This is a genomic window from Micromonospora sp. CPCC 205561 (assembly GCF_036906775.1).
Taxonomy (GTDB): domain Bacteria; phylum Actinomycetota; class Actinomycetes; order Mycobacteriales; family Micromonosporaceae; genus Micromonospora.
The window spans coordinates 42,574-64,676 of sequence record NZ_JBAKHV010000038.1 but is presented as its reverse complement, the minus strand read 5'-3'; the positions used below and the strand labels follow the sequence as shown (position 1 = coordinate 64,676).

General features: G+C 75.6%; 20 protein-coding genes. 11 read left to right on the top strand and 9 right to left on the bottom strand.

Annotated elements, in window-relative coordinates:
• Window positions 1-1,722: LuxR C-terminal-related transcriptional regulator (locus V6V16_RS19800; RefSeq protein ID WP_334564127.1), on the top strand; the 1,722-nt coding region annotated here is incomplete at its 5' end.
• Window positions 1,723-1,916: 194 nt separating this feature from the next.
• Here the strand turns inward: V6V16_RS19800 and V6V16_RS19795 are convergent.
• From V6V16_RS19795 to V6V16_RS19785, 3 genes are read right to left on the bottom strand one after another with little or no spacing between them, the layout of a single operon-like run.
• Window positions 1,917-2,990 (bottom strand): alcohol dehydrogenase catalytic domain-containing protein, encoded by a 1,074-nt coding sequence (locus V6V16_RS19795; protein ID WP_334564125.1) that lies wholly within the window; start codon window positions 2,988-2,990, stop codon window positions 1,917-1,919.
• Window positions 2,987-4,402 (bottom strand): aldehyde dehydrogenase family protein, encoded by a 1,416-nt coding sequence (locus V6V16_RS19790; RefSeq protein ID WP_334564123.1) that lies wholly within the window; start codon window positions 4,400-4,402, stop codon window positions 2,987-2,989. Before V6V16_RS19790 ends, V6V16_RS19795 begins: the two co-directional genes overlap by 4 nt.
• 48 nt (window positions 4,403-4,450) lie before the next feature.
• The gene (locus V6V16_RS19785) at window positions 4,451-5,116 is read right to left on the bottom strand and encodes a TetR/AcrR family transcriptional regulator (RefSeq protein WP_334564121.1); all 666 of its coding nucleotides are present in this window, start codon (window positions 5,114-5,116) and stop codon (window positions 4,451-4,453) included.
• A 109-nt stretch (window positions 5,117-5,225) separates the two neighbouring features.
• On the opposite strand from V6V16_RS19785, the gene V6V16_RS19780 reads away from it, so the two are divergent.
• From V6V16_RS19780 to V6V16_RS19750, 7 genes are all read left to right on the top strand, one after another.
• Window positions 5,226-6,374, top strand: a complete 1,149-nt coding sequence (locus tag V6V16_RS19780; RefSeq protein ID WP_334564120.1) for an acyl-CoA dehydrogenase family protein — start codon at window positions 5,226-5,228, stop codon at window positions 6,372-6,374.
• Window positions 6,375-6,388: 14 nt separating this feature from the next.
• Window positions 6,389-7,147 (top strand): 3-oxoacyl-ACP reductase FabG, encoded by a 759-nt coding sequence (gene fabG, locus V6V16_RS19775; RefSeq protein ID WP_334564119.1) that lies wholly within the window; start codon window positions 6,389-6,391, stop codon window positions 7,145-7,147.
• Between the two features lie 41 nt (window positions 7,148-7,188).
• Complete coding sequence (locus V6V16_RS19770) at window positions 7,189-8,361, top strand: acyl-CoA dehydrogenase family protein (protein WP_334564117.1); 1,173 nt, start codon at window positions 7,189-7,191, stop codon at window positions 8,359-8,361.
• Window positions 8,358-8,831, top strand: coding sequence for a MaoC family dehydratase (locus V6V16_RS19765; RefSeq protein WP_334564115.1), 474 nt, complete (start codon window positions 8,358-8,360; stop codon window positions 8,829-8,831). Before V6V16_RS19770 ends, V6V16_RS19765 begins: the two co-directional genes overlap by 4 nt.
• A gap of 177 nt (window positions 8,832-9,008) precedes the next feature.
• On the top strand, window positions 9,009-9,812 hold the full coding sequence (locus V6V16_RS19760) for a SigB/SigF/SigG family RNA polymerase sigma factor (RefSeq protein WP_334564114.1): 804 nt from the start codon (window positions 9,009-9,011) through the stop codon (window positions 9,810-9,812).
• 185 nt (window positions 9,813-9,997) lie between these two features.
• Window positions 9,998-11,191 (top strand): M20/M25/M40 family metallo-hydrolase, encoded by a 1,194-nt coding sequence (locus V6V16_RS19755; RefSeq protein WP_334564112.1) that lies wholly within the window; start codon window positions 9,998-10,000, stop codon window positions 11,189-11,191.
• Between the two features lie 136 nt (window positions 11,192-11,327).
• A complete protein-coding gene (locus V6V16_RS19750) occupies window positions 11,328-11,966 on the top strand; it encodes a nitroreductase family protein (protein ID WP_334564109.1) in 639 nt (212 codons plus the stop codon).
• A 111-nt stretch (window positions 11,967-12,077) separates the two neighbouring features.
• Here the strand turns inward: V6V16_RS19750 and V6V16_RS19745 are convergent, their stop codons facing one another.
• The 6 genes from V6V16_RS19745 to V6V16_RS19720 all read right to left on the bottom strand — a co-directional run bounded on the left by V6V16_RS19745 (window position 12,078) and on the right by V6V16_RS19720 (window position 19,538).
• Complete coding sequence (locus V6V16_RS19745; RefSeq protein WP_334564108.1) at window positions 12,078-12,872, bottom strand: TIGR03084 family metal-binding protein; 795 nt, start codon at window positions 12,870-12,872, stop codon at window positions 12,078-12,080.
• 169 nt (window positions 12,873-13,041) lie between these two features.
• A complete protein-coding gene (locus V6V16_RS19740) occupies window positions 13,042-14,796 on the bottom strand; it encodes a DHA2 family efflux MFS transporter permease subunit (protein ID WP_334564106.1) in 1,755 nt (584 codons plus the stop codon).
• Window positions 14,780-15,811 (bottom strand): hypothetical protein, encoded by a 1,032-nt coding sequence (locus V6V16_RS19735; RefSeq protein ID WP_334564136.1) that lies wholly within the window; start codon window positions 15,809-15,811, stop codon window positions 14,780-14,782. The genes V6V16_RS19740 and V6V16_RS19735 overlap by 17 nt, the downstream gene beginning before the upstream one ends.
• 100 nt (window positions 15,812-15,911) lie before the next feature.
• The gene (locus tag V6V16_RS19730) at window positions 15,912-17,549 is read right to left on the bottom strand and encodes a GMC family oxidoreductase (RefSeq protein WP_334564105.1); all 1,638 of its coding nucleotides are present in this window, start codon (window positions 17,547-17,549) and stop codon (window positions 15,912-15,914) included.
• Entirely contained in the window at window positions 17,546-18,076 is a 531-nt protein-coding gene (locus V6V16_RS19725; protein WP_442934111.1) for a DUF5987 family protein, read from the bottom strand. Before V6V16_RS19725 ends, V6V16_RS19730 begins: the two co-directional genes overlap by 4 nt.
• 406 nt (window positions 18,077-18,482) lie before the next feature.
• Window positions 18,483-19,538: an SDR family NAD(P)-dependent oxidoreductase gene (locus tag V6V16_RS19720; RefSeq protein ID WP_334564102.1), complete on the bottom strand. Its 1,056-nt coding sequence runs from the start codon at window positions 19,536-19,538 to the stop codon at window positions 18,483-18,485.
• 193 nt (window positions 19,539-19,731) lie between these two features.
• Here V6V16_RS19720 and V6V16_RS19715 point away from each other — a divergent pair, with 193 nt between their 5' ends.
• The 3 genes from V6V16_RS19715 (at window position 19,732) to V6V16_RS19705 (ending at window position 22,084) form a co-directional block, all read left to right on the top strand.
• Window positions 19,732-20,805: a carboxymuconolactone decarboxylase family protein gene (locus V6V16_RS19715; protein ID WP_334564101.1), complete on the top strand. Its 1,074-nt coding sequence runs from the start codon at window positions 19,732-19,734 to the stop codon at window positions 20,803-20,805.
• A gap of 113 nt (window positions 20,806-20,918) precedes the next feature.
• Entirely contained in the window at window positions 20,919-21,497 is a 579-nt protein-coding gene (locus V6V16_RS19710; protein WP_442934110.1) for a hypothetical protein, read from the top strand.
• Window positions 21,494-22,084: a copper resistance CopC family protein gene (locus V6V16_RS19705; protein WP_334564100.1), complete on the top strand. Its 591-nt coding sequence runs from the start codon at window positions 21,494-21,496 to the stop codon at window positions 22,082-22,084. Before V6V16_RS19710 ends, V6V16_RS19705 begins: the two co-directional genes overlap by 4 nt.
• Window positions 22,085-22,103 lie beyond the last annotated feature (19 nt).

Genomic DNA, 22,103 nt, shown 5'->3' with positions numbered 1-22,103 from the left:
GGCGTGCTCGACGGGGCCGGGCACCGGCTGCGCCGGGCCGGGCACCTCGCCGCCGCGGCGCAGGGCCCCGATCCGGCCCTGGCCGCCGAGCTGGAGCGAGCGGCGACCGGGTGCGCGGGCGGCGGGGCCGCCGTCTCGGCGGCGTTGCAGCGGGCGGCCGAACTCAGCGACGACCCGGTCCGTGCCGCCGGCCGGCTGGTGGCCGCCGCCCGGTGCGCCTGGTCCCTCGGCGGCGCGCACCGGGCCCGGTCGCTGCTGGCCGGCCTTCCCCCCGTCGCGGACGCCTCGGTGACGGGGCGGGCAGGGCTGCTGCGCGGGGAGATCGAGCTGCGCGCCGGGCGGCACCGATCCGCGCTGGGCGCGCTGTTGTCCGCCGCCGACGCGCTGGCCGGCATCGATCCCGCGCTGGCCCTCGGCGCGCTGGTGCGGGCGGGCGAGGCCGCCTGCTTCGCCGGGGACCAGTACCGCTACGCCGAGGTGGCCCGGCGGGCGGAGCCGCTGCGCCGCCCCGACGCCCCGCCCGCGACCGAGCTGCTGAGCGCGTACGTGGCCGGGACGGCGGCGACCCTGCGGGGCGACCACGAGCGGGCCGGCCCCGCGCTGCGCCGGGCGGTCGTCCTGGCCGGACAGCTGACCGGTCCGGCGCTCACCCCAGCGGCCCTGACCTGCGCGGCGGCGGCCGGGCTGCTGGTCGCGGTGGACGGCGCGGCGCACCGGCTCGCCGAGCGGGCCGTCGCGCTGGCCCGCGACCGGGGCGAGTTCTCGGCGCTGCCGCGCGCGCTGGAGCTGCGGGCGGCGGCCGAGTACTGGCTGGGCCGGCACGACGCGGCGGCCGACAGCTCCCACGAGGGGCTGCGGATCGCCCGGGACACCGGCCAGGAGAACTGGGCCGGCGTGCACCTGGGCATGCTGGCGGTGCTGGCCGCCGTCCGCGCCGACCGGGACACCGCCCTGCGCCGGATCCGGGAGATCGGCGAGGACCGGGGGGCGCACAGCCGCCCCTGGGCCCTCGCCCAGTGGGCGCTGGCCGCGCTCGACCTGGTCGACGGGCGGCCCGGGGCCGCCACCGCGCGACTCGCCGCCCTGGCCCGGCCCGGCACCGGCCGAGGTCAGGTGCTCGTCCAGGTGATGGCGACCCCGTACCTGGTGGAGGCCGCCGCCGCCGTCGGGGATGGCCCGGCCGCCGGCGCGGCCCTCGCCGTCTTCGACCGCTGGGCCAGCAGCACGGCGAGCCCGTCCCGCCGGGCCCTCTCGGCGCGCTGCCACGGACTGCTCGCGCCCCGGGGCAGCGCCGAGGCGGAACGGGAGTTCCGCACCGCCCTGCGCCTGCACCCGACGGACGCCGGCGCGTTCGAGCGGGCCCGTACCGAGCTGCTGCTCGGCCGCGAACTGCGTCGCAGCCGCCGCCCCCGCGACGCCCGCGAGCACCTGCACGCGGCCCGGGAGACGTTCACCCTGATCGGGGCGGCCGTCTGGGCGGAGCAGGCCACCACCGAGCTGCGGGCCGCCGGGGAGTCGGTCGGCCCGCCCGACCCGTCGGCGGCGCGGCTGCTGACCGGGCAGCAGCTGCGGATCGCGCAACTGGTCGCCGAGGGCGCCACCAACCGGGAGATCGCGGCCCGGATGTTCCTCTCCACCCGCACCGTCGACCACCACCTGCGCAACATCTTCCACCGGCTCGGCATCCGCTCGCGCACGGAACTGGCCCGCGCGCTCTCCTGACGCGGGAGGTGTCGGGGCACGACGGGGCGACGTACCGGCCCCCGGCCCGGGCGCACCGGCCGGGACGCGCCGGCGGGGGCCGGGTGCCGCGCCGGGTGCGCCGGCGGGGGGCCGGGTGCGCGCCGGGCGTACGGTGGTCGCGCGGTGGGGGGCGGCGGCCCGGCCCGGACGGCGGCCCGGGCCGGCGGAGGGCGTCAGAACAGCACGACGGTGCGCGCGCCCTCGCCCCGCGCCATCCGGGCGAAGGCCTCGGGGGCGCCGTCCAGCGTGGTCCGGTCGGAGATCAGGTAGGAGAGGTCCAGGGTGCCGTCCAGCACGGCCCGGGCCAGCTCGGGCACGTCCCGGTCCGGGTCGGACGAGCCGTAGACCGAGGAGCGCAGCGTGCGGGCCGAGTGGAAGATGTCCAGCGCGCCCAGCCCGACGATGTCGTCCTTGGCGCCCATGCCGACGACGATCACCTGCCCGCCCCGGCGGGTCGCCCGCCAGGCGGTGCGGATGGTGGCCGCGCGCCCCACGCACTCCAGCGCGTGGTCGACGCCCCGGCCCCCGGTCCGTTCCCGCACCGCGCGGCTGAGCGACCCGTCGGCCAGCAGGAAGTCGGTGGCGCCCGCCGCGGCGGCCAGCGCCGCCTTCGTCGGGGAGACGTCCACGGCGAGCACCGGGTCGGCGCCGGCGGCCCGCGCGGCGGAGACCACCGACAGCCCCACCCCGCCGAGACCCACCACGGCCACCGACTCGCCGGATGCCACCCCCGCCGTGCGGCGGACCGCGCCGACGCCGGTGAGCACGGCACAGCCGAGCAGCGCCGCCGCCTCGAACGGCAGCGCGGCCGGGACCGGGATGACCGCCTCCTGCGGCACCACCACCTCCTCGGCCAGGGCGCCCAGGCCGAGCGTGACGTGCAGCGGCTCGCCGGCCGTCGTGCGGCCCCGGGGCGCCGAGGGCGACCCGGTGCGTTCGCACAGCCACGGCTCGTCCCGCCCGCAGTACCAGCAGGCCCGGCACGGCGGGGCCCAGTTCAGCACCACGTGCGTGCCCGGCGTGACCCGCGTGACGCCCTCGCCGACGGCGGCCACCACGCCGGCCGCCTCGTGCCCCAGCACCAGCGGGTACGGCGGCGCGAGCGTGCCGTCGACCATGGAGAGGTCGGAGTGGCAGACGCCCGCCGCCCGCACGACGACCCGCACCTCGCCCGGCCCGGGGGCCGGCAGCTCGATCTCCTCCACCAGCAACGGGGCGTCGACGGCCCGGACCACCAGCGCCCTCATCGCTGGATGGCCTTGACCTGGAGGAACTCCTCCAGCCCGTGCCGGCCCAGCTCGCGGCCGAGCCCGGACTGCTTGTAGCCGCCGAACGGGGCGAGCGGGTTGAACGGCGCGCCGTTGATGTCGACGGCGCCGGTACGCATCCGCCGGGCCACCCGCAGCGCCCGCTCCCCGTCGGCCGACCAGACCGCCCCGGCCAACCCGTAGCGGGAGTTGTTGGCGATGGCCACCGCCTCGTCCTCGTCGTCGAACCCGATGACCGCGAGCACCGGGCCGAAGACCTCCTCCTGGGCCAGGGCGCTGTCCGGGTCGACGTCGGCGATCACCGTCGGCGCGACGAAGAACCCCCGCTCGGGCAGCGGCGCGTCCGGGCCGCCGGCGACCAGCCGGCCCCCGTCGGCCAGCCCCCGGGCGACGTGGTCGCGGACCCGCTCGCGCTGCGCCGCCGAGACCAGCGGGCCGAGCCGGGTGGCCGGGTCGAACGGGTCGCCCGGCCGGTAGCCCTCGGCGGCCCTGGCGGCGAGGTCGAGGGCCTCGTCGTAGCGGTCGCGGTGCACCAGCAGCCGGGTCCAGGCGGTGCAGGTCTGGCCGGAGTTGAGGAAGGCGTTGCCGACGCCCACCTTGACCGCCGTGGCCAGGTCGGCGTCGTCGAGGACGACGTTGGCCGACTTGCCGCCGAGTTCCAGGGCGACCCGGGCGATGCGGTCGGCGGCGAGGTGGGAGACCCGCCGGCCGGTGGCCGTCGAGCCGGTGAAGGAGACCATGTCGACGTCCGGGTGCGCGGCGACGGCCTCGCCCACCACCGAGCCGGTGCCGGGCACCAGGTTGACCACGCCGGGCGGGAAGCCGGCCTCGTGGATGGCGTCGAAGAGCAGGTACGCCGTCAGCGGGGTCAGCTCGCTGGGCTTGAGCACCACCGTGCAGCCGGCGGCCAGGGCGGGCGCCAGTTTCGCGACGACCTGGTGCAGCGGATAGTTCCACGGGGTGATCGCCCCGACCACGCCGACCGGCTCCCGGACCACCAGCGAGTTGCCGACCGTCTCGTCGGCGGGGGGACGGGCGGCCAGCTCCACGTAGCTGCCCAGGACGGTCAGCGGCAGACCGGCGTGGACCCGGGCGGCCACCTTCAGCGGGGTGCCCAGCTCCGTGGCGACCGTGCGGGCGATCTCGTCGGCCCGGGCGGTGAGCGCGGCGTGCAGCCGGTCCAGGCGCGCGGCCCGCTCGGCCGGCGCGGTCGCGGCCCAGCCGGGGAAGGCGGCCCGGGCCGCCGCGACGGCGCGGTCCACGTCCGCCGCCGTGCCGGCCGGTACGGACGCGACGACCTCCTCGGTCGCCGGGTTGCGCACCGCGAGGGTCTCCCCGGAGGCGGCGACCCACTCTCCGTCGAGGTAGAAGTCGGTCCGTGCGAGATCCATCCTGCCCCTCACGTACGTCAGTCAAAACTAGCAGCGCAAGTTTTGACTCTAGTACGCGCCGCCGGCCGGCGGGAGGGGTGGCAGCGGCCCGATGTGCTCCTCGTAGACGCGCGACAGCCCGTCGATGAGCGCGTCGAGGCCGAGGACGAAGGCGCCCTCGTCCACCCGCTGCTGGTGCTCCGCCAGCCGGTGGGCCTGGGTCAGGTGCGGGTACTGCTCCGCGTAGAGCCCGGGGTCCTCCACGAAGCCCCGGGCGAACGAGCCCAGCGCCGAGCCGGCCACGAGGTAGCGCATCAGGGCGCCGATGTGCGTCGCCCGGGCGGGGGGCCAACCGGCGGCTACCAGCCCGCCGTAGACCGCGTCGGCCATGGCCAGGGCCGCCGGCCGGCGCCCGGGCCCCCGGGCCAGGTACGGCACGATGTTCGGGTGCGCCGCCAGCGCCGCCCGGTAGGAGTGGCCCCACCGGCGCAGCGCCTCCCGCCAGTCGACGTGGCCGAAGAACGACACGTCCACCTGGCCGGTGACGCTGTCGGCCACGGCGTCGAGGATCTCGTCCTTGGTGGCGAAGTGGTTGTAGAGCGACGGCCCGCGCACCCCGAGTTCGGCGGCGAGCCGGCGGGTCGAGAAGCCCTCCAGCCCTTCGGCGTCGATCAGCGCCGCGGCGGTCTCGACGATCCGCTGCCGGCTGAGCAGCGCCTGCCGCGGCCGGGGCATCCGGTCCTCCTTCGCTCGGGTCCTGCGCCGCACTCTCGGGTCCTGCGCCGCAAACTCTGCCACAGCCGGGTCTGGACGGATTTAAACTTGCACCGCTAGTTTAATGCGCATGGATCTGGAGCTCTCCGCCGAGCAGCAGGCGGTCCGCCGGCTGGCCGCCGACTTCGTGGACCGCGAGGTGACCCCGCACGCGGCGGCCTGGGACCGCCGGGAGTGCGTCGACCCGGACATCGTCGGCAAGCTCGGCCAGCTCGGCTTTCTGGGGCTCACCATCGCCGAGGACGACGGCGGCTCCGGCGGCGACCACCTCTCCTACTGCCTGGTGCTGGAGGAACTCGGCCGGGGCGACTCCGCCGTGCGGGGCATCGTCTCGGTCTCCCTCGGGCTCGTCGCCAAGTCCGTCGCCGCGCACGGCTCCCCCGGGCAGCGGGCGGAGTGGCTGCCCCGGCTCTGCGCCGGCACCGCGCTGGGATGCTTCGCGCTGACCGAGCCCGACAGCGGCTCCGACGCCGCCGCGCTGAGCACCCGGGCGGTGCGCGACGGCACCGACTGGCTGATCACCGGCGCGAAGATGTTCATCACCAACGGCACCACCGCCGACGTCGCGCTGGTCTTCGCCCGCACCGGCGGCCCGGGGCACCGGGGCATCAGCGCGTTCCTGGTGCCCACCGACTCGGCGGGCCTGACCCGGCGGGAGATCCACGGCAAGCTCGGCCTGCGCGGGCAGGCCACCGGCGAGCTGCGCTTCGACGCCGTACGGGTGCCGGACTCGGCGCGCCTGGGCGAGGAGGGCGCCGGCTTCCGGCTGGCGCTGGCCACCCTGGCCAAGGGCCGGATGTCGGTCGCCGCCGGCTGCGTCGGCATCGCCCAGGGCTGCCTGGACGCGGCCGTCGGCTACGCCGGGCAGCGCACCCAGTTCGGCAAGCCCATCGCCGGCCACCAGCTCGTGCAGCAGCTGCTCGCCGCCATCGCCGTCGACACCGACGCCGCGCGGCTGCTGGTGTGGCGGGTGGCCGACCTGATCGACCGGGGTCAGCCGTTCGCCACCGAGGCGTCGACGGCCAAGCTCTTCGCCAGCGAGGCCGCCGTGCGCGCGGCGAACAACGCTGTCCAGGTCTTCGGCGGCTACGGCTACATCGACGAGTACCCCGTCGGCAAGTACCTGCGCGACGCCCGCGTCGCCACCCTCTACGAGGGCACCAGCCAGATCCAGCAACTGCTCATCGGACGCGCGCTCACCGGCGTCAACGCCTTCTAGAGCCAGGGGAAACCGTGACCAGATTCGCCGACCGGGTCGCCGTCGTCACCGGCGCCGCGCAGGGCATCGGCGCGGCAACCGCGCACCGGCTGGCCGCCGAGGGCGCGGCGGTCGCCGTGGTCGACCTCGACGCCGAGCGCAGCCGGGCCGTCGCCGACGAGATCGCCGCCGCCGGGGGCCGGGCCGTCGGCATCGGCTGCGACGTGACCGACGCCGAGGCGGTGGCCGCCATGACCGAGCGGGTGGTGCAGGCGTACGGCGGGCTGCACGTGCTCGTCAACAACGCCGGGATCACCCGCGACAACCTGCTGTTCAGGATGCCGCTGCCGGAGTGGGAGGCGGTGCTGACCACCAACCTGACCAGCATGTTCCTCTGCTGTCAGGCGGCGCAGGAGCACATGGTGGGGGCCCGCTACGGCCGGATCGTCAACCTCAGCAGCCGCTCGGCGCTGGGCAACCGGGGCCAGGTGAACTACGCGGCGGCCAAGGCCGGCGTGCAGGGCCTCACCGCCACCCTCGCCGTCGAGCTGGGCCCGTTCGGCGTCACCGTGAACGCGGTCGCCCCCGGCTACGTGGCCACCGCGATGACCGCGGCCACCGCCGAGCGGGTGGGCAGCAGCCCCGAGGAGCACCAGCGGGCGGTCGCCGAGCACACCCCGCTGCGCCGGGTCGCCCAGCCGACCGAGATCGCCTCGGTGATCGCCTTCCTGGCCAGCGACGACGCCTCGTACGTCAGCGGTCAGACCCTGTACGTCAACGGCGGCGCGCGCTGAGTCGCGCGTAGCACCGCACCGCACCCGACCCCGGAGGGGACATGGACTTCGCGCTCTCGGACACCGAACGGGCCGTCCGCGACACGGCCCGCGACTTCATCACGAGGGAGGTGGTGCCGCTGGAGCAGGAGCTGCTGCGGCGCGAACGCGCGCACCGACCCGGGCTGGAGCCCGACGAGCTGCGCGAGTTGCAGCTCAGGGCGCGGGCGTTCGGCTTCTGGGGGCTGGCCACCCCGGAGGAGTACGGCGGCATGGACCTGCCCGCCGTCACCCAGTCGCTGATCTGGACCGAGATCGGCCGCTCGTTCGTGCCGTTCCGCTTCGGCGGCGAGGCCGACAACATCCTGTTCCGGGCCAATGACGAGCAGAAGCGTGAGTTCCTGGTCCCGACGATCGAGGGGGAGCGGCGCAGCTGCTTCGCCATCACCGAGCCGGGCGCCGGCTCCGACGCCGCCAACATCAGGCTCAGCGCCCGCCCCGACGGCGGCGACTGGGTGCTCAACGGCGAGAAGACCTTCATCACCGGCGGCAACGAGGCCGACTTCGCCATCGTCATCGCCGTCACCGACCGGGAGAAGGGGGCCCGCAACGGCGGCGCCACGGCCTTCCTCGTGGACCGGGCGATGGGCTGGCGCTCGGAGTTCATCCAGACGATGGGCGAGGGCGGGCCGGCGTCGCTGGTCTTCGACGACGTACGGGTCCCGCGGCGGAACATCCTCGGCGAGCCCGGCCAGGGCTTCGACCTCGCGATGGAGTGGATCGGCAAGGGGCGCTACACCATCCCCTCGCACGCGGTCGGCATCGCCGAGCGGGCGCTGCGGATGGCGATCGACCACGCCACCACCCGGCATACGTTCGGCCGGCCGATCGGCGACAACCAGGCGATCCAGTGGATGCTCGCCGACTCCGAGACCGAGCTGGAGGCGGCCCGCTGGTTGATCCTGCGGGCGGCGTGGACCGTGGACCAGGGCATGGATCCCCGGCACGCCTCCTCGATGGCGAAGCTCTACGGCGCCGGCATGGTCAACCGGGTCGTCGATCGGGTGCTTCAGATCCACGGCGGCATGGGTTACACCCGGGAGCTGCCGGTCGAGCGGTGGTACCGGCAGGTCCGGCTCTACCGGATCTTCGAGGGCACCGACGAGATGCAGCGGCTGATCATCGCGCGGGACCTGCTGCGCGGCTACACCCGACTGGGAGGGCACCTGGCATGAGGACCTTCGCCTCCGTCGACGAGCTGGCCGCCGCGGTCGGCGAGACCCTCGGCCCGGGTCCGTGGCAGCGGATCGAGCAGGGCCGCGTCGACCTCTTCGCCGACGCCACCGACGACCACCAGTGGATCCACCTCGACGCGGAGCGGGCTGCCGCCGGGCCGTACGGCGGGACGATCGCCCACGGCTACCTGACCCTGTCCCTGCTGCCGGCGCTGGTCGGTCGGCTCTACCGGGTCGGGGGCGTACGGATGGGGGTCAACTACGGCCTCAACCGGGTCCGCTTCCCCGCCCCCGTACCCGTCGGCAGCGCGGTGCGGGCCGTCGCCACCATCGCCGAGGTGTCCCCGGTCGACGGCGGGGTGCAGCTGGTCACCAACGCGGTGGTGGAGTGCGACGCCGGTGCCAAGCCGGTCTGCGTCGCGGAGACGGTGAGCCGGCTCTACCCGGGGGCCGCGGCGGCGGCCCCGTGAGTGCGGTCGCCGGCTCGGCGGGGCACCGAGCCGGCGCCGCCTCGCCCGCTGTGGGGGATTTCGTCACCTTTATCCATCGGCCTTTCGGTTGATATGACGGCGGCCGTTGGTCTAGGGTGGTGGCCACAGCGGCGACGGTTCCGGGTGTCGCCGCACCTGTGCGACGGGAAGTGCAGCATGACCACCACGACCACCGCGCCCACCGGCGCCGGCACCACGGTCTCCGGCGACGAGGCCCGCGCGAGCGAGCTGACCGCCGCCCTCGCGGCCCTGCCGGAGGGGCACCCCGACCGGCCGGCGCTGCGCGAGCGGGTGATCGAGGCGTGGCTGCCGCTGGCCCGTCACCTCGCCTTCCGCTACAGCGGGCGCGGTGAGCCCAACGGGGACCTGGCCCAGACGGCGGCCCTCGGCCTGATCAAGGCCGTCGACCGCTTCGACGCCTCCCGGGGCGTCGACTTCGCCGGCTTCGCCATCCCGACGATCCTCGGTGAGATCAAGCGCCACTTCCGCGACCGCACCTGGAACATCCGGGTGCCGCGCCGCCTGCAGGAGCTGCGGCTGCGGATCTCCGAGGCCAACGGCGCCCTGACCCACACGCTCAACCGGGCCCCCACCGTCGCCGACATCGCCGTGCACCTCGGCATCACCGAGGAAGAGGTCCTGGAGGGGCTCGAAGGCGCCCGCGCCTACAACGCCGTCTCGCTGTCCACCCCGATCGGCGACGGCGAGAGCGCCAACGAGCTGGGCGACACCCTGGGCGCCGAGGACGGCGAGTTCGAGCTGGCCGAGCTGCGGGTCGCCCTCGGGCCGGCGCTGGCCACGCTCGACGAGCGGGAGCAGAAGATCCTGACCCTGCGCTTCTACGGCAACCTCACCCAGAGCGAGATCGCCACCCAGGTCGGCGTGTCGCAGATGCACGTCTCCCGGCTGCTCGCCCGCGCCCTCGGCAAGCTGCGCACGCAGCTCGAGGGCAGCCACTGACCGACCCCGCTCCCGCCCGTCACCGCGCGCCGCATCCCTTGCGGCGCGCGGTCGTACGTCCGGGCGGGCCCGGTTCGCGGCGGCCCGCCTTCCAGCGTGCCGTGTCGGGCGCCGGGGGCACCGCGTCCGTGCGGTGTCGGGCCTCGCGCCTGGGGTCGCGGCGGCGCCGGTGCCACCATCAGATGATGGTGAATGTCGATGTCTTTCGGGGTGCGGCGCAGGCCCGGTCGGCGGTGCTCACGGCGCGGCTGCGCCGGCTGGTGACCTGCGAGTCGCCGCCGGGGGCGGCGTCGGAGCTGGCCGCCTGCGCCGACCTGCTGGAGGCGTGGGGCAACGCGGCGCTGGGCCGCCCGGCGCGCCGCGTGCTCCTCGACGGGCTTCCGCACCTGCTCTGGCCCGCCGCCGACCAGCGGGTGCTGCTGCTCGGGCACTACGACACGGTGTGGCCGGCGGGCACCATCGGGCACTGGCCCTTCTCGATCACCGGCAGCACCGCGACGGGCCCCGGCGTCTGCGACATGAAGGCCGGGATCGTGCAGATGCTCGCCGCCCTGGAGCTGCTGCCGGACACCTCCCGGGTGGGGCTGCTCCTCACCTGCGACGAGGAGACCGGCTCGACCGCCTCCCGACCGCTGATCGAGGAGCAGGCGCGGCGCTCCGGGGCGGTTCTCGTCGGCGAGCCCAGCACCGAGGGCGGCGACCTGAAGGTCGCGCGCAAGGGCGGATCCGTCTACCGGATCACGGTGCGGGGCCGCGCGGCGCACGCCGGCGTCGAGCCGCACCGCGGCGTCAACGCGGGGGTCGAACTCGCCCACCAGGTCCTCGCGGTGCAGGCCCTCGCCGCGGGCGAGACGAGCGTGACCCCGACGGCCCTCTCCGCCGGCACGATGACGAACGTGGTGCCGGAGTCCGCCGTCCTCTGCGTAGACGTGCGGGCGTGGAGCCGGGAGGAGCTGCACCGGGTGGACCGGCTCATCCGGAAGCTGGCACCCCGGCTGCCGGACGCGCGGCTGGTGGTCGGCGGCGGGATCAACCGGTACCCGTTGTCCGCCGACGTCTCCACGCCGCTGCTGCGGATCGCCCAGTCGGTGGCGGCGGAACTCGGCCTGCCGCAGGTACGCGGCGCCTCCGCGCCGGGCGCCTCCGACGCCAACTTCACCGGGGCCCTCGGCGTGCCGACCCTGGACGGCCTGGGCGGGGTGGGCGGCCTCCCGCACGCGCGCGGCGAGTACGTCGACGTCGCCCGGATGCCGGAGCGGACCGCCCTGCTGGCGGCGCTGGTCGCGCGCCTTCTCGCCACGGCCGGGGCGCCCGGAGCCGCCGGGGAGCACCGGCCGGTCGCGGTGCCGGCCCGGCCGGGACCGTCCCGACAGGACTGAGCTGAGCCGGTTCACCGGGCGGCGGTGTCGGGCCGCGAGGGCCGCCCGCACAGGTCCGCACATTTCCGTAAACGGACGGCACGGTCCTGGGCGATGCTGGTCCGGTCGATCGTGTGGGAGGCGTTTCATGGATGCAATGACCGGTGACAGGTCCGGTTCGCCGACGGCGGGGGACATGGTGCGGCTGGCCCGCACCTTCGCCGACCGGATGGCCGCCAGGCGCTCCATCCGGCAGTTCTCGTCCCGGCCGGTGCCGATGGAGGTGATCGAGGAGGCGGTCCGGGCGGCCGCGACGGCGCCCAGCGGCGCCAACCTGCAACCGTGGCGGTTCGTCGTGGTCACGGACGCCGAGCGCAAGCGTCGCCTGCGGGAGGCCGCCGAGGCCGAGGAACGCGAGTTCTACGCCCGCCGGGCGTCGCAGGAGTGGCTGGAGGCGATCGCCCCCATCGGTACGGACTGGCACAAGCCGTTCCTGGAGGTGGCGCCGGTCGTGATCGTGGTCTTCGAGGTGCACCAGGGCCCCCGGAGCCCGAAGCCCTACTACGTCAAGGAATCGGTGGGCATCGCCGTCGGCGTGCTGATCACCGCCCTGCACCACGCGGGCCTGGCCACCCTGACGCACACGCCGAGCCCGATGCGCTTCCTCAACGAGGTCTGCGACCGCCCGCCGGAGGAGCGCCCGTACCTGGTCATGCCGGTCGGTTACCCGGCACCGGAGGCGACGGTGCCCGACCTGGTGCGCAAGCCCCTGCCGGAGGTGCTGATCCGGCGGTGACGCCCGGCTCCCGGCGCCCCCGGGCACCGGGAGGCGCCGGACCGGAGCGCGGCCCGGCCCCGGACGGACCCGTGCGCCCCGACGCGGTACGGCCGGGGCGCACGGGGACGTTCAGGAGGCGTGGAACTGCCCCGGCGCCCGCCCCGGACCGGCCGGCCCCCGGTACGCCTGGGCGATGTCCAGCCAGTGGTCGGCCTCGGCGCCCACGGCCGTCAGCGACAGGTCGTCGCGGTGCCGGCGCCGGGTCACCAGCAGGCAGAAGTCGGCGGCGGGACCGGTGACGACCTGGTCGGCGTCCTCCGGGCCGAGGTGCCAGACCGCCCCGGACGGGGCCGTGATGACGAAGCGCGGGCTGGTTGCGGGCGTCTCCAACCCCCGGGCCAGGTAGCCGAAGTCCCACGTGCGGACGGCGAACTCGACCAGGTGGCGAAGCCGGTCGGTGCGGTCGCGGCGTACGCCGAGCGCGTCGGCGATGTCCTGGCCGTGGCCGAACAGCTCCATCATCCCCGCCGCGGCGAGCACCGTCGCCGGCAGCGGCCGGACGAGCCAGGGCACCACCTGCCCGGCCGGCACGGCGGCGAGCGCCTTCTCGGCGGTGGCCCGCTCGTCCCGCCACCGCTCCAGCAGCGCCGCCGGGGGCAGGGCCAGGTACGGCGCCATCGCCCCGTTCACGTTCGCGTCGAAGTCGTCGCTCAACCGCGACATCAGGGCGCGGAAGCCCTCGGGATCGGCGGCGGCCGTTCCGGCCATCCGGAAGGTCGCGGTCAGGTGGGCGATCTGGTGCGCGACCGTCCATCCCTCGGCCGGGGTGGCCGTCCACCAGCCGGCGTCGTCCAGCCCGGCGACCATGCGGTCGACCTCGTCGCCCTCGGCCTCCAGGGCGACGAACACGTCCTGCTCTGCCACGCGCTCATCCTCTCGCTGCGGTGCCACCCGACCCGGCCCTACGACGGTGCCCCGGACGTGGTTGCCGGGCTGCCTGTCGTCGTGACCGGATCGGGGCGCACGCCGCCCGGCGCGCCGCGCGCCGGGCGGTTGATGGGGGAGCCGGCGGATCGGGTCGGCGCCGGCCGCCTCAATCATCGGCGGGTGGCCCGGTGGGAGTCTTCTCCCACTGTGCGGAGCGCCCCGGCCGGTGGCGGCCCGGCCCGCCGGCCGGCACCGGCGGGCCGCCGGCCGGCTCCCCGGCGACGCCGTCGCCGTCCCCGGCGTCGTCCCCACCCGGGCGGGCGCGCAGGAGGAGCGCGAACAGGCTGCCGAGCAGCAGCACCCCCACCACCACGGCCAGCGCCGGCCGGACGGCGGGCAGGAACGCGTCGGCGAACGCCCCCTCGGCCAGGTCCCGGTACCGCTGCGCGAGCTGCGGCGGCGTGCCGGGCGGGACGTCGAACCCGCCGGCCTGGCCGGCGCCGAGCCGCACGCCCTCCCCGGCGTCGCCGAAGCCGCCCAGGAACGCCGCGCGGGACTCCGGGGGCAGCTGGGCCGCCCGCTCGCCGGCGGCCTCCGGCAGGGTGTCGGCCAGCCGGTGTTGCAGTACGGCCCCGACGACGGCCGCACCGAGGGCGCCGCCGACCTGGCGGGCCGTGTTGAGCACGCCGGCCGCGGCGCCGGCCAGGTCGGCCGGGACGTGGCGCATCGCCTCCGTGGTGGTCGGCGCGATGGTCGCCCCCATGCCGATGCCGACGGCGATCAGCGGTACGACGAAGGTGCCGGCCGTGGAGCGCGGGGTGACCAGCAGCGCCATGCCCAGGACGCCGAGCGCGTACACGGCGAGCCCGCCAGTGAGTAGGCGCCGGCCGCCGATCCGGTCGGTGAGCCGTCCGGCCACCGGCGCGACCGCGCTGAGCACCAGCGTCCAGGGCAGCGCGGCGAGGCCCGACTCCAGCGGGCTCATGCCGAGCAGCGCCTGTGTCTCGATCACGAAGAGCAGCAGGAAGCCGTAGAGCCCGAAGGAGGCGACGAGCGTGACCATGGTGGCCGGGGCGTAGTTGGGCAGGCGGAACAGCCCGGGCGGTACGAGCGGTTCGCCCTGCCGGCGCTCCCGGAGCACGAAGACCGCGGCGCAGAGCGCCGAGGCGGCCAGGATCACCGGGATGCCCACCGGCCCGTACACCGCGCCCCAGTCGTGCCGTTCGCCCTCGATGAGGGCGTACATGAGGCCCACCAGCGCGGCCGTGGCCAGCAGCACCCCGACCAGGTCGACGCGGCGCGGCCGGGGGGACCGCAGGTCCGGCACGAGCCACCAGGCCAGGGCGACGCCCGCGGCGCTCAGCGGCACGTTCAGATAGAAGATCCACTCCCAGCCGAGCCGGGTGATCACGAGCCCGCCGAGGGTGGGGCCGCTGACGGCCGCCACGCCCGCGACGGCGGTGAAGATCCCGAAGGCGGCGCCGCGCCGCGCGGCCGGGAAGATGCCGGAGATGAGGACCAGCGCCTGCGGCAGCAGCGCGGCCGCGCCCACCCCCTGCACCACCCGCGCGGCGACGAGCTGCCCCGGGGTCTGGGCCGCCCCGCAGAGTACCGAGGCCACCGCGAAGACCGCCATGCCGGCCATGAAGACGGTACGCGGGCCGAACAGGTCGCCGAGGCGTCCCGCGACGATCAGCAGGGACGCCAGGGCCAGCAGGTAGCCGTTGAGCACCCAGAGCATGCTGTCGATGCCGGTGTCCAGCGACCGCATCATGTCCGGCACCGCGGTGTTGACGATGCTCGTGTCCAGCAGGATGAGGAAGTTGCCGAGGCACAGCACCAGCAGGGCCGCCCACGGGTTCACGGCTCGCGGCGGCGTCGTCCCCTCGACGCCCCGCCGCGGGTCACGCCTCGCCGGCATGCGACGTCCGATCCTCGTGCAGGCTCGCGCCGATGCGCCGGGCGGCCGCCAGGCTCGCCCAGGCCGTGGCCGAGACCAGCGTGGCGTCGTCGACGCCGACGGCCCGGCAGGCGGCGACGTCGGCGTCGACGACCCGGTACGGCGCCAGCGCGGTCAGCAGCGCCAGCCTGGCGAGGGGCCGCTCGGGCGGCGGCAGTTCGGCGACGGCGGCGTCGAACCACCGCCCGCCGGCCGGTTCGGGCGGGGGCGGATCGGCCAGGCACGCCAGGACCCGCTCGCGGGCGCGTTCCGGCAGGGCGGCCTCCCCGGCGACGCGGACCGCGTGGCCGGCCCGGGCGAAGGCGGCGGCGACGTGCGGCTGCCCGGCGGCCCAGGCCAGGTCCGCCTCCGGCGGCGCGGGCGGCAGCAGCTCCAGCGAGCGGCCGGGCGGCCGACCGGGGCGGGCCAGGGCAGCCATGACCCGGGCGGCCACCCGCCGGGCGCCGGCGCGGATGCCGGCCGGGGCCGGCGGCAGCACCGAATCCTGGAGGAACACGCTCACCATCCGGTTGAGGTAGTGGAAGGCGACCGCCACGCCGATGAGCTCCGGCGCGTGCGCGGCGGGGAACGGCGGTCGGCGTCGGGCGCCGCCGCGGGCCCCGCTGTGCCGGGCCCACTCGGCGAGGGCCCGCAGGCCGGGGTCGTGGAGCGCGTCGCCGTCGCCGTCGCCGTCCCGCCGGCCCAGCAGCCCGGCCACGGTGGCGCCGTGCACCTCCACGCAGTACGGGCACCTGTTGCCCTCGGAGACGGCGGCGGCGACGACCTCCTTGGCCGCGCGGTCGACCAGCCCCTCGGCGAGCATCGACTCGCGCAGCATCGACCAGCAGGCGCGCAGCACGGCGGGGGCGGGGGAGTGCAGCAGTACCGGCGGCGCGAGGACCCCGAAGTCCTCGGCCAGCTGCCCGTAGACCCGCGCGACGGCCCCCTCGGCCGCCGCGGGGGCGACCGGGGTCACGTGTCGGACGTGGGTCAGCATGGTGCGGCTCGTCGCCCGAGCCAGGCGCCTGCCCATCGAAATCCTTCCTGGTCCGCGGCGCGGGGCCGGGGCGCCGCCGGCGCCCCGGCCCACGGAGGTCCTAACCCGGCACCACCTGGGGCACGGCGGTGGTGACGGACCCGTCGGGCAACGAGCCGTGGTAGCTGACCCGCACGCCGCGTTCCTGCGCCGCCCGGACGATGCCGGGCACGGCCCGCTCCGCGAGCGCGGCGATGGTGAGGGCGGGGTTGACGGTCAGCGCGCCGGGCACCGCCGAACCGTCGGTGACGAAGACGCCGGGGTGTCGCCGCAGCTCGTGCCGGTCGTCGAGGGCCGACGTCGCCGGGTCGTCGCCGATGCGGCAGGACGAGAGCGGGTGCACCGTGTACGCCCCGACCACCTCGTTGGTCCACGGCATGACCCGGGCCAGGCCGTCGCGTTCCAGGATGTCGCGGGCGTCGGCGTCGGCGGCGGCCCAGCCCCGCAGCGTGTTCGCGGTGGGCCGGTAGCTCAACGGGCCCCGGCCGAGCATCTGCTGGGAGATGCGGTCGGCGTTGCCGGTCGCCGGCGGCGGCCCGAAGACCCCCTCGTTGTCGTCCTCCGACATCGTGAAGATGGTCAGCCAGGACTGCCAGCGGCGCAGCATCTCCTTCTTGGACAGCCCGAACCAGCTCGGGCCGTCCGCGTCCGGCACCTGGGCGAGGATCGTGCCCAGCCCGAGCGGGAAGAAGAGCTGCTCCAGCGAGTACCGCTCGTACTCCGGCAGGCTGCCGTCGAGCCGGTCCCAGGTCGCCACCGTCGGTCCCCGGCCGATCTGGTTGGCGGCGTAGGCCTGCCCGCCGGGGCGGCTGAGGCCGAGCACCTCGCGGACCCGGTCCTCGTCGAAGACGGCCGTGTTGAGCCGCTCGCCGTTGCCCGAGAAGTACCGGCCCACGGCCGGCGGCATCTCGCCCAGGGTGGGCTCCGAGCGTTGCAGGATCACCGGGGTGGCCCCGGCCCCGGCCGCCACGATGACGATCTTGGCGTCGATCGTCCCGCTGTCGTGCAGGATCCGGTAGTCCTCCGCGTCGACGATGCGGTAGTGCACCCGGTAGCCGCCGTCCTCGGTGCGCGAGAGGTGCTGCACCTCGTGCAGGGGCCGGATCTCGGCGCCGTGCGCCAGGGCGGCCGGCAGGTAGTTGAGCAGCAGGGAGCGCTTCGCGTCGAAGCGGCACCCGGCCATCATCCAGTTGCAGTTCGTGCACCTGTCCACGTCGACCGCGGAGGGCACCGGGTTGGCGGTGCGCCCGGCGTGCGCGCAGGCCGCCGCGAACAGGCCGCCGGCGTACGGCACCTTGTCCCAGCTCTGCATCGTCACCGGCAGCGCCTCGCAGACCCGGTCGTACCAGGGGTCGAGCGTGTCGCGGGTGATGGCGGCCGGCCACATCCGGCGGCCGATGCTGCCCTGCCGGTCGAAGACGAACCTCGGCGCGCGCGGCATGGTGGCGAAGTACACGACGCTGCCGCCGCCGACGCAGTTGCCGCCCAGCACGCTCATCCCGTCGCCGACGGTGAAGTCGAAGATCCGGGTGTACGAGGAGCCGAGCTTGAAGTCGTGGTCGAACTCCTCGCTGGACAGCCACGGCCCGCGTTCGAGGACCACGACCCGTGCCCCGCCCGCGGCGAGGTGGTACGCCGGGATGGCGCCGCCGAAGCCGCTGCCGATCACCACGACGTCGGTGCTGGCGCTACTGGTCATGCCGGGCTCCCTGTGGGGGTGGTCTGCGGGTGCAGTCGCGACAGCGGACGTCCGTACGAGTACTCGGGGAAGCGCCACAGGCCGTCCGCGTCGGGGCGGGTGATGCCGATGGCCAGCAGCCCCGGGTGCCCGGCGGCGAGCGCGTCGACGGTGGTCATGTGGGCGGCGCTGTCGTAGGCCATGTTGCTGAACAGGGCCAGGCCCACCCACATCTCCTTCTCCGGGTGCTCCGGGGCGAGCAGGCGGCTCAGCAGGGCGGTGCGGTGGTCGAACGCGAGCGCGACGAAGGGCGGGACCGTCGGGTCGAGGGTCAACCCGTTCTCCTCGGCGTACCCGGCGGCGTGGCCGTTCAGGGACTCACTGAGCGGGCCCAGCATCATCGCGAACCCGCCCGCCGGGTCCTCCATCAGGGCCACGGCCCCGGACTCGACGGCGCCGCCGTCGGTCGACACCCCGGCGATCGCCCGGTCGTCGGCCGACCGCTTCACGCCGGGGATGATGGTGTCGGCGAACGCTTCCAGTGTCAGCACGCGTGTCTGCTGCGCCTCGGGTGTATCCGGTTGCACGGCGGCTACCTCCTTCGTGCGGGCGGGCGCGTCGGTGCCCGGTCCCGGTGCCGTATTGCGGGCAGCCCTGTCCACCGCCGACAAGCGCGACGGAAGCAAGGAATGACAATGGTGGTCTCGCGGGCGTCGAATGCCCGCCGTGGATGGTGCGCGAAGCCCTGCGTTATCGTGTCGAATAATGCGCCCGCAACGCATCTCCTGGTTTGCTGAGGCAATCGGCGCGGCGCGCGTACGAATTCCGGGAAATTGCTGCCACTGGCGCGTAGGGCAATTTCCACGCGGTGCCGGCCGCCGCGGTTCGGGACGCGCGGCGACGCCCGACGGTCCGAGCGGAGGGCTGAGGGACGCGGGCGGCAGGGGGGGTCGGTCAGTCCGGCCGGGCGGCCCGCGCCGCGGCGCCGCAGGACGCGGCGAGCCCGGCCTGCCGGCGGCTCACCCGCCCGGTCCGGTGCAGCCACCGCACCGTGTCCGCCATCGTCTCGTCGAGCGGCCGCCCCGCCGAGCCGAGCAGCTCCTCGGCGGGCGTGCCGTCCATCGGGCACGCCTCGGCGCACAGGTAGATGGCGCCGTGCGCGGCCGGCAGGTGCACGGGCGTGAGCCGCTGCACGGCGCTGACCAGGTGACCCACCGGCAGCAGCGCCCGGGCCGGCAGGTGCACGCTGGGCAGGGCGCGCCCGGTGACCCGGCGCAGCGCGTCGACGAACTGCCGGGTCGTCACGTACCGGCCGGGGGCCGGGAACCGGCGTGGACCGCGCCCCGGTTCGAGCACCGCCGCGTGCAGCCGCGCGACGTCCCGGACGTCGCCGACGGGGAAGCCGCCGCTGGGCCAGAGGGGCATCAGCCCGCGCAGCACGTCGCGTACCCGCCGGGCCTGGTCGCCCAGGTGCGGATCGTCGGGGCCGAGCGAGGCCAGCGGGTAGGTGATGACGACCGGCGCCCCGTCGTCCTGGTGCCGCCGGGCGACGTGCTCGGCCGCGGCCTTGCTGCGCAGGTACGTCTCCTGGGGCGCGCCGATGGGCGAGTCGACGGTCAGCGGGGACCCGGTGGCCGGCAGCAGCGCGCCGAACGTGGAGACGTGGACGACCGGGTCCAGCCCCGCCGCCAGCGCCGCGTCCAGTACCACCTCGGTGCCGCGCAGGTTGACCGCGCGCATCCGGGCCCGGTCCCGGGAGTCGAAGCTGTAGACCCCGGCGGCGTGCAGCGCGGCGGCGCAGCCGTCGGCGGCCCGGGCCACGTCGGCGGGATCGGTGACGTCGCCGGTGACCAGCTCGACCCGCCCGAGGTCCGCGCCGAGTGCGGTGATCACCCCCCGGGCCCGTGCCGGGTCGCGGACGAGCATCCGGACCCGGTGCCCGGCGGCCAGGACGGCCGCCGTCGAGTGGGAGCCGATGAATCCGGTGCCACCGGTTACCAGGACCAGCATCGCGACTCCCACCGTGGAGGACTGGGTCGTGGCCCATCATGTGCGGGCCTCGTCGGCGCCTCCTTCTCGGAGGTTGCTCAACCGGCGCCGACCACGTTGCCTACGCCCTCCGTTTCCCAATACTGGCATTGCCGCGGTCACCGGAGCCGTCGTCGTGACGGCCCGGCGGGCGGCGCGGAGCAGGAGGCAGATGATGATCGCTCGCAGGGTCGCCTCGTCGGTGGTCCAACGCCAGGTCAGCTACGTCTCGCCGGTGTCACCCGAGGCCGCGCGGGGGCTGGTGCAGGCCGTCTACGCCCAGGTCGCGCAGGAGATGCGACTGGTGGTACCACCGGCGCTGCTGCACTCGCCGTCGCCGGAGGTGCTCGCCGCGTACTGGATGTTCATGCGCGAGCCGCTGCTGCCGACGGAGAACGTGGACCGGGCGACGAAGGAGGCCGTCGCCGCCGCCGTGTCGGTGGCGAACATCTGCCCGTACTGCGTGGACATGCACAGCGTGGGCCTCTACGAGCTCTCCTCGGAGGACGACGCGGAGGCGATCGTGGCCGACCGGATCGCCGAGGTCGGCGACCGGCGGATCCGGGAGGCGGCGGAGTGGGGGCGCACGGCCCACCAGCCGCCGGCCTCGGGAGCCGTCCTGCCGTTTCCCGAGGCGGACCGGCCGGAACTGGTCGGCGTGGTGGTCGGCTTCCACTACGTCGCCCGGATGGTCAACGTCTTCCTCTCCAACTTCCTGCTTCCGCCGGGGCTGGCGCCGCGGGCGCGGCGTCGGCTCAAGCGCGGGCTCGGCTGGGTGTTGCAGGGGACGCTGCGCGAGGCCCGCGAGCCCGGCCGGTCGGTGGAGCTGCTGCCTCCGGCACCGCTGCCGCCGGAGGCCGGGTGGGCGGCGGGCAGCCGGCACCTTGGCGCGGCCATGGCCCGGGCGTACGCGGCGTTCGACGCCGCCGGCGAGCGGGCCGTGCCGGCGTCGGTGCGGGAGCTGGTCGAGGAGCGACTCGACGGCTGGCGCGGGGAGGAGACCGGCCTGAGCCGGCAGTGGTGCGAGCGGCTGGTCGCGAGGCTGCCCGAGGCCGACCGGGCCGTGGGACGGCTGGCGCTGCTGAGCGCGTTCGCCTCCTACCAGGTGGACGAGGAGGTGGTGGCCGAGTTCCGCCGCCACCGGCGCGCCGACGCGGCGCTGGTCGACGCGGTCGCCTGGGCCAGTTTCGCGGCGGCGCGCCGGATCGGCTCCTGGTACGCCCCCGCCGACGCCACCGGGCCGCTCTGACGGATTCCCGACCGAACTGCGCACGCTGGAAGGCGTATCGGCGTGTCCGTCTCGACACGCTGGGTGAGGGGCGCGGCCGACGGCCGCGCCCGCGAGCCCTTCAAGGAGGCAACGTGACCAGCTACCAGACGACCCTGCCCGGAGCGTCCGGGCGTTGGGCGACACTCAACGGCGCGCACCACCGGGTGGCCCTGAACCTCTTCATGCTGATCGTGCTGGCGCACTGGGCGGAGCACCTGGTGCAGGCCTACCAGATCTGGGGACTGGGCTGGCCGCGCCCGGAGGCCCGGGGAGTGCTGGGCATGCCGTTCCCCTGGCTGGTCAGCTCGGAGTGGCTGCACTACGGCTACGCCGTCGTGATGCTGGCCGGGTTCTGGATGCTGCGCACCGGCTTCGTGGGGCGCAGCCGCGGCTGGTGGACCGCCACCCTGGCGATCCAGTTCTGGCACCACATCGAGCACCTGCTGCTGCTGTTGCAGGCGCAGACCGGCCGGCACCTGTTCGACAGCCCCGTGCCCACCAGCCTGCTTCAGGTCGTGATCCCCCGGGTCGAACTGCACCTGTTCTACAACACGGTCGTCTTCGTGCCGATGGTTATCGCGATGTACCTGCACCTGCGGCCGTCGTCGGCGGAGACGCGGCTGATGTCGTGCAGCTGCCGCCAGCCCGAGGCCGCCGCGCAGGCGTCGTGACCACCGTGGACACGATGGACGCCGGGCGCCCGCCCGCGCCGCCCACGCCGGCCGGTGGGACGCGGCGGGCGGCGATCGTCGTGGCGGCCGGCGTCCTGCTGGCGGTCCTGATCCTGCTGGCCTTCGGCAGCCCGGCCACGAACCGCCAGCTGGTGCTGACCCCCGGCGACGGGTCCGTCCTCGGCGCCGCGCCCGCCGAGGTGTCGCTCCGGCTCGGCGGCGCCGAGTCGGCCGAGGACCTGCGGATGGCCGTCACCGGCCCGACCGGCGCGCTCGTCTCCACCCGGAGGCCGGTCGTGCGCGACGGCCGGTTGTCCGTGCCGGTACGCGACGCGGGGCCGGGCACCTACCGGGTCGACTACCAGGCCCTGCTGCCCGACGGCCGGGAGATCTCCGGACTGGCCGGCTTCACCGTGGCGCTCGGCGCCGGGCCGGCCCGTCCCGGCGCGGTCCCGGGCGGGGACGCGGCCGCCCCGGCCCACCACCACGTCCAGCTCGACGGCATCAACGGCGTGCTGCTCCTGCTGGACGTGGGCCTCGTGACGGTGGCCCTGATGCTGCTGTTCCTCCGCCCGCAGCGGCGGTAGGCCCGGCACCGGGGCGGGC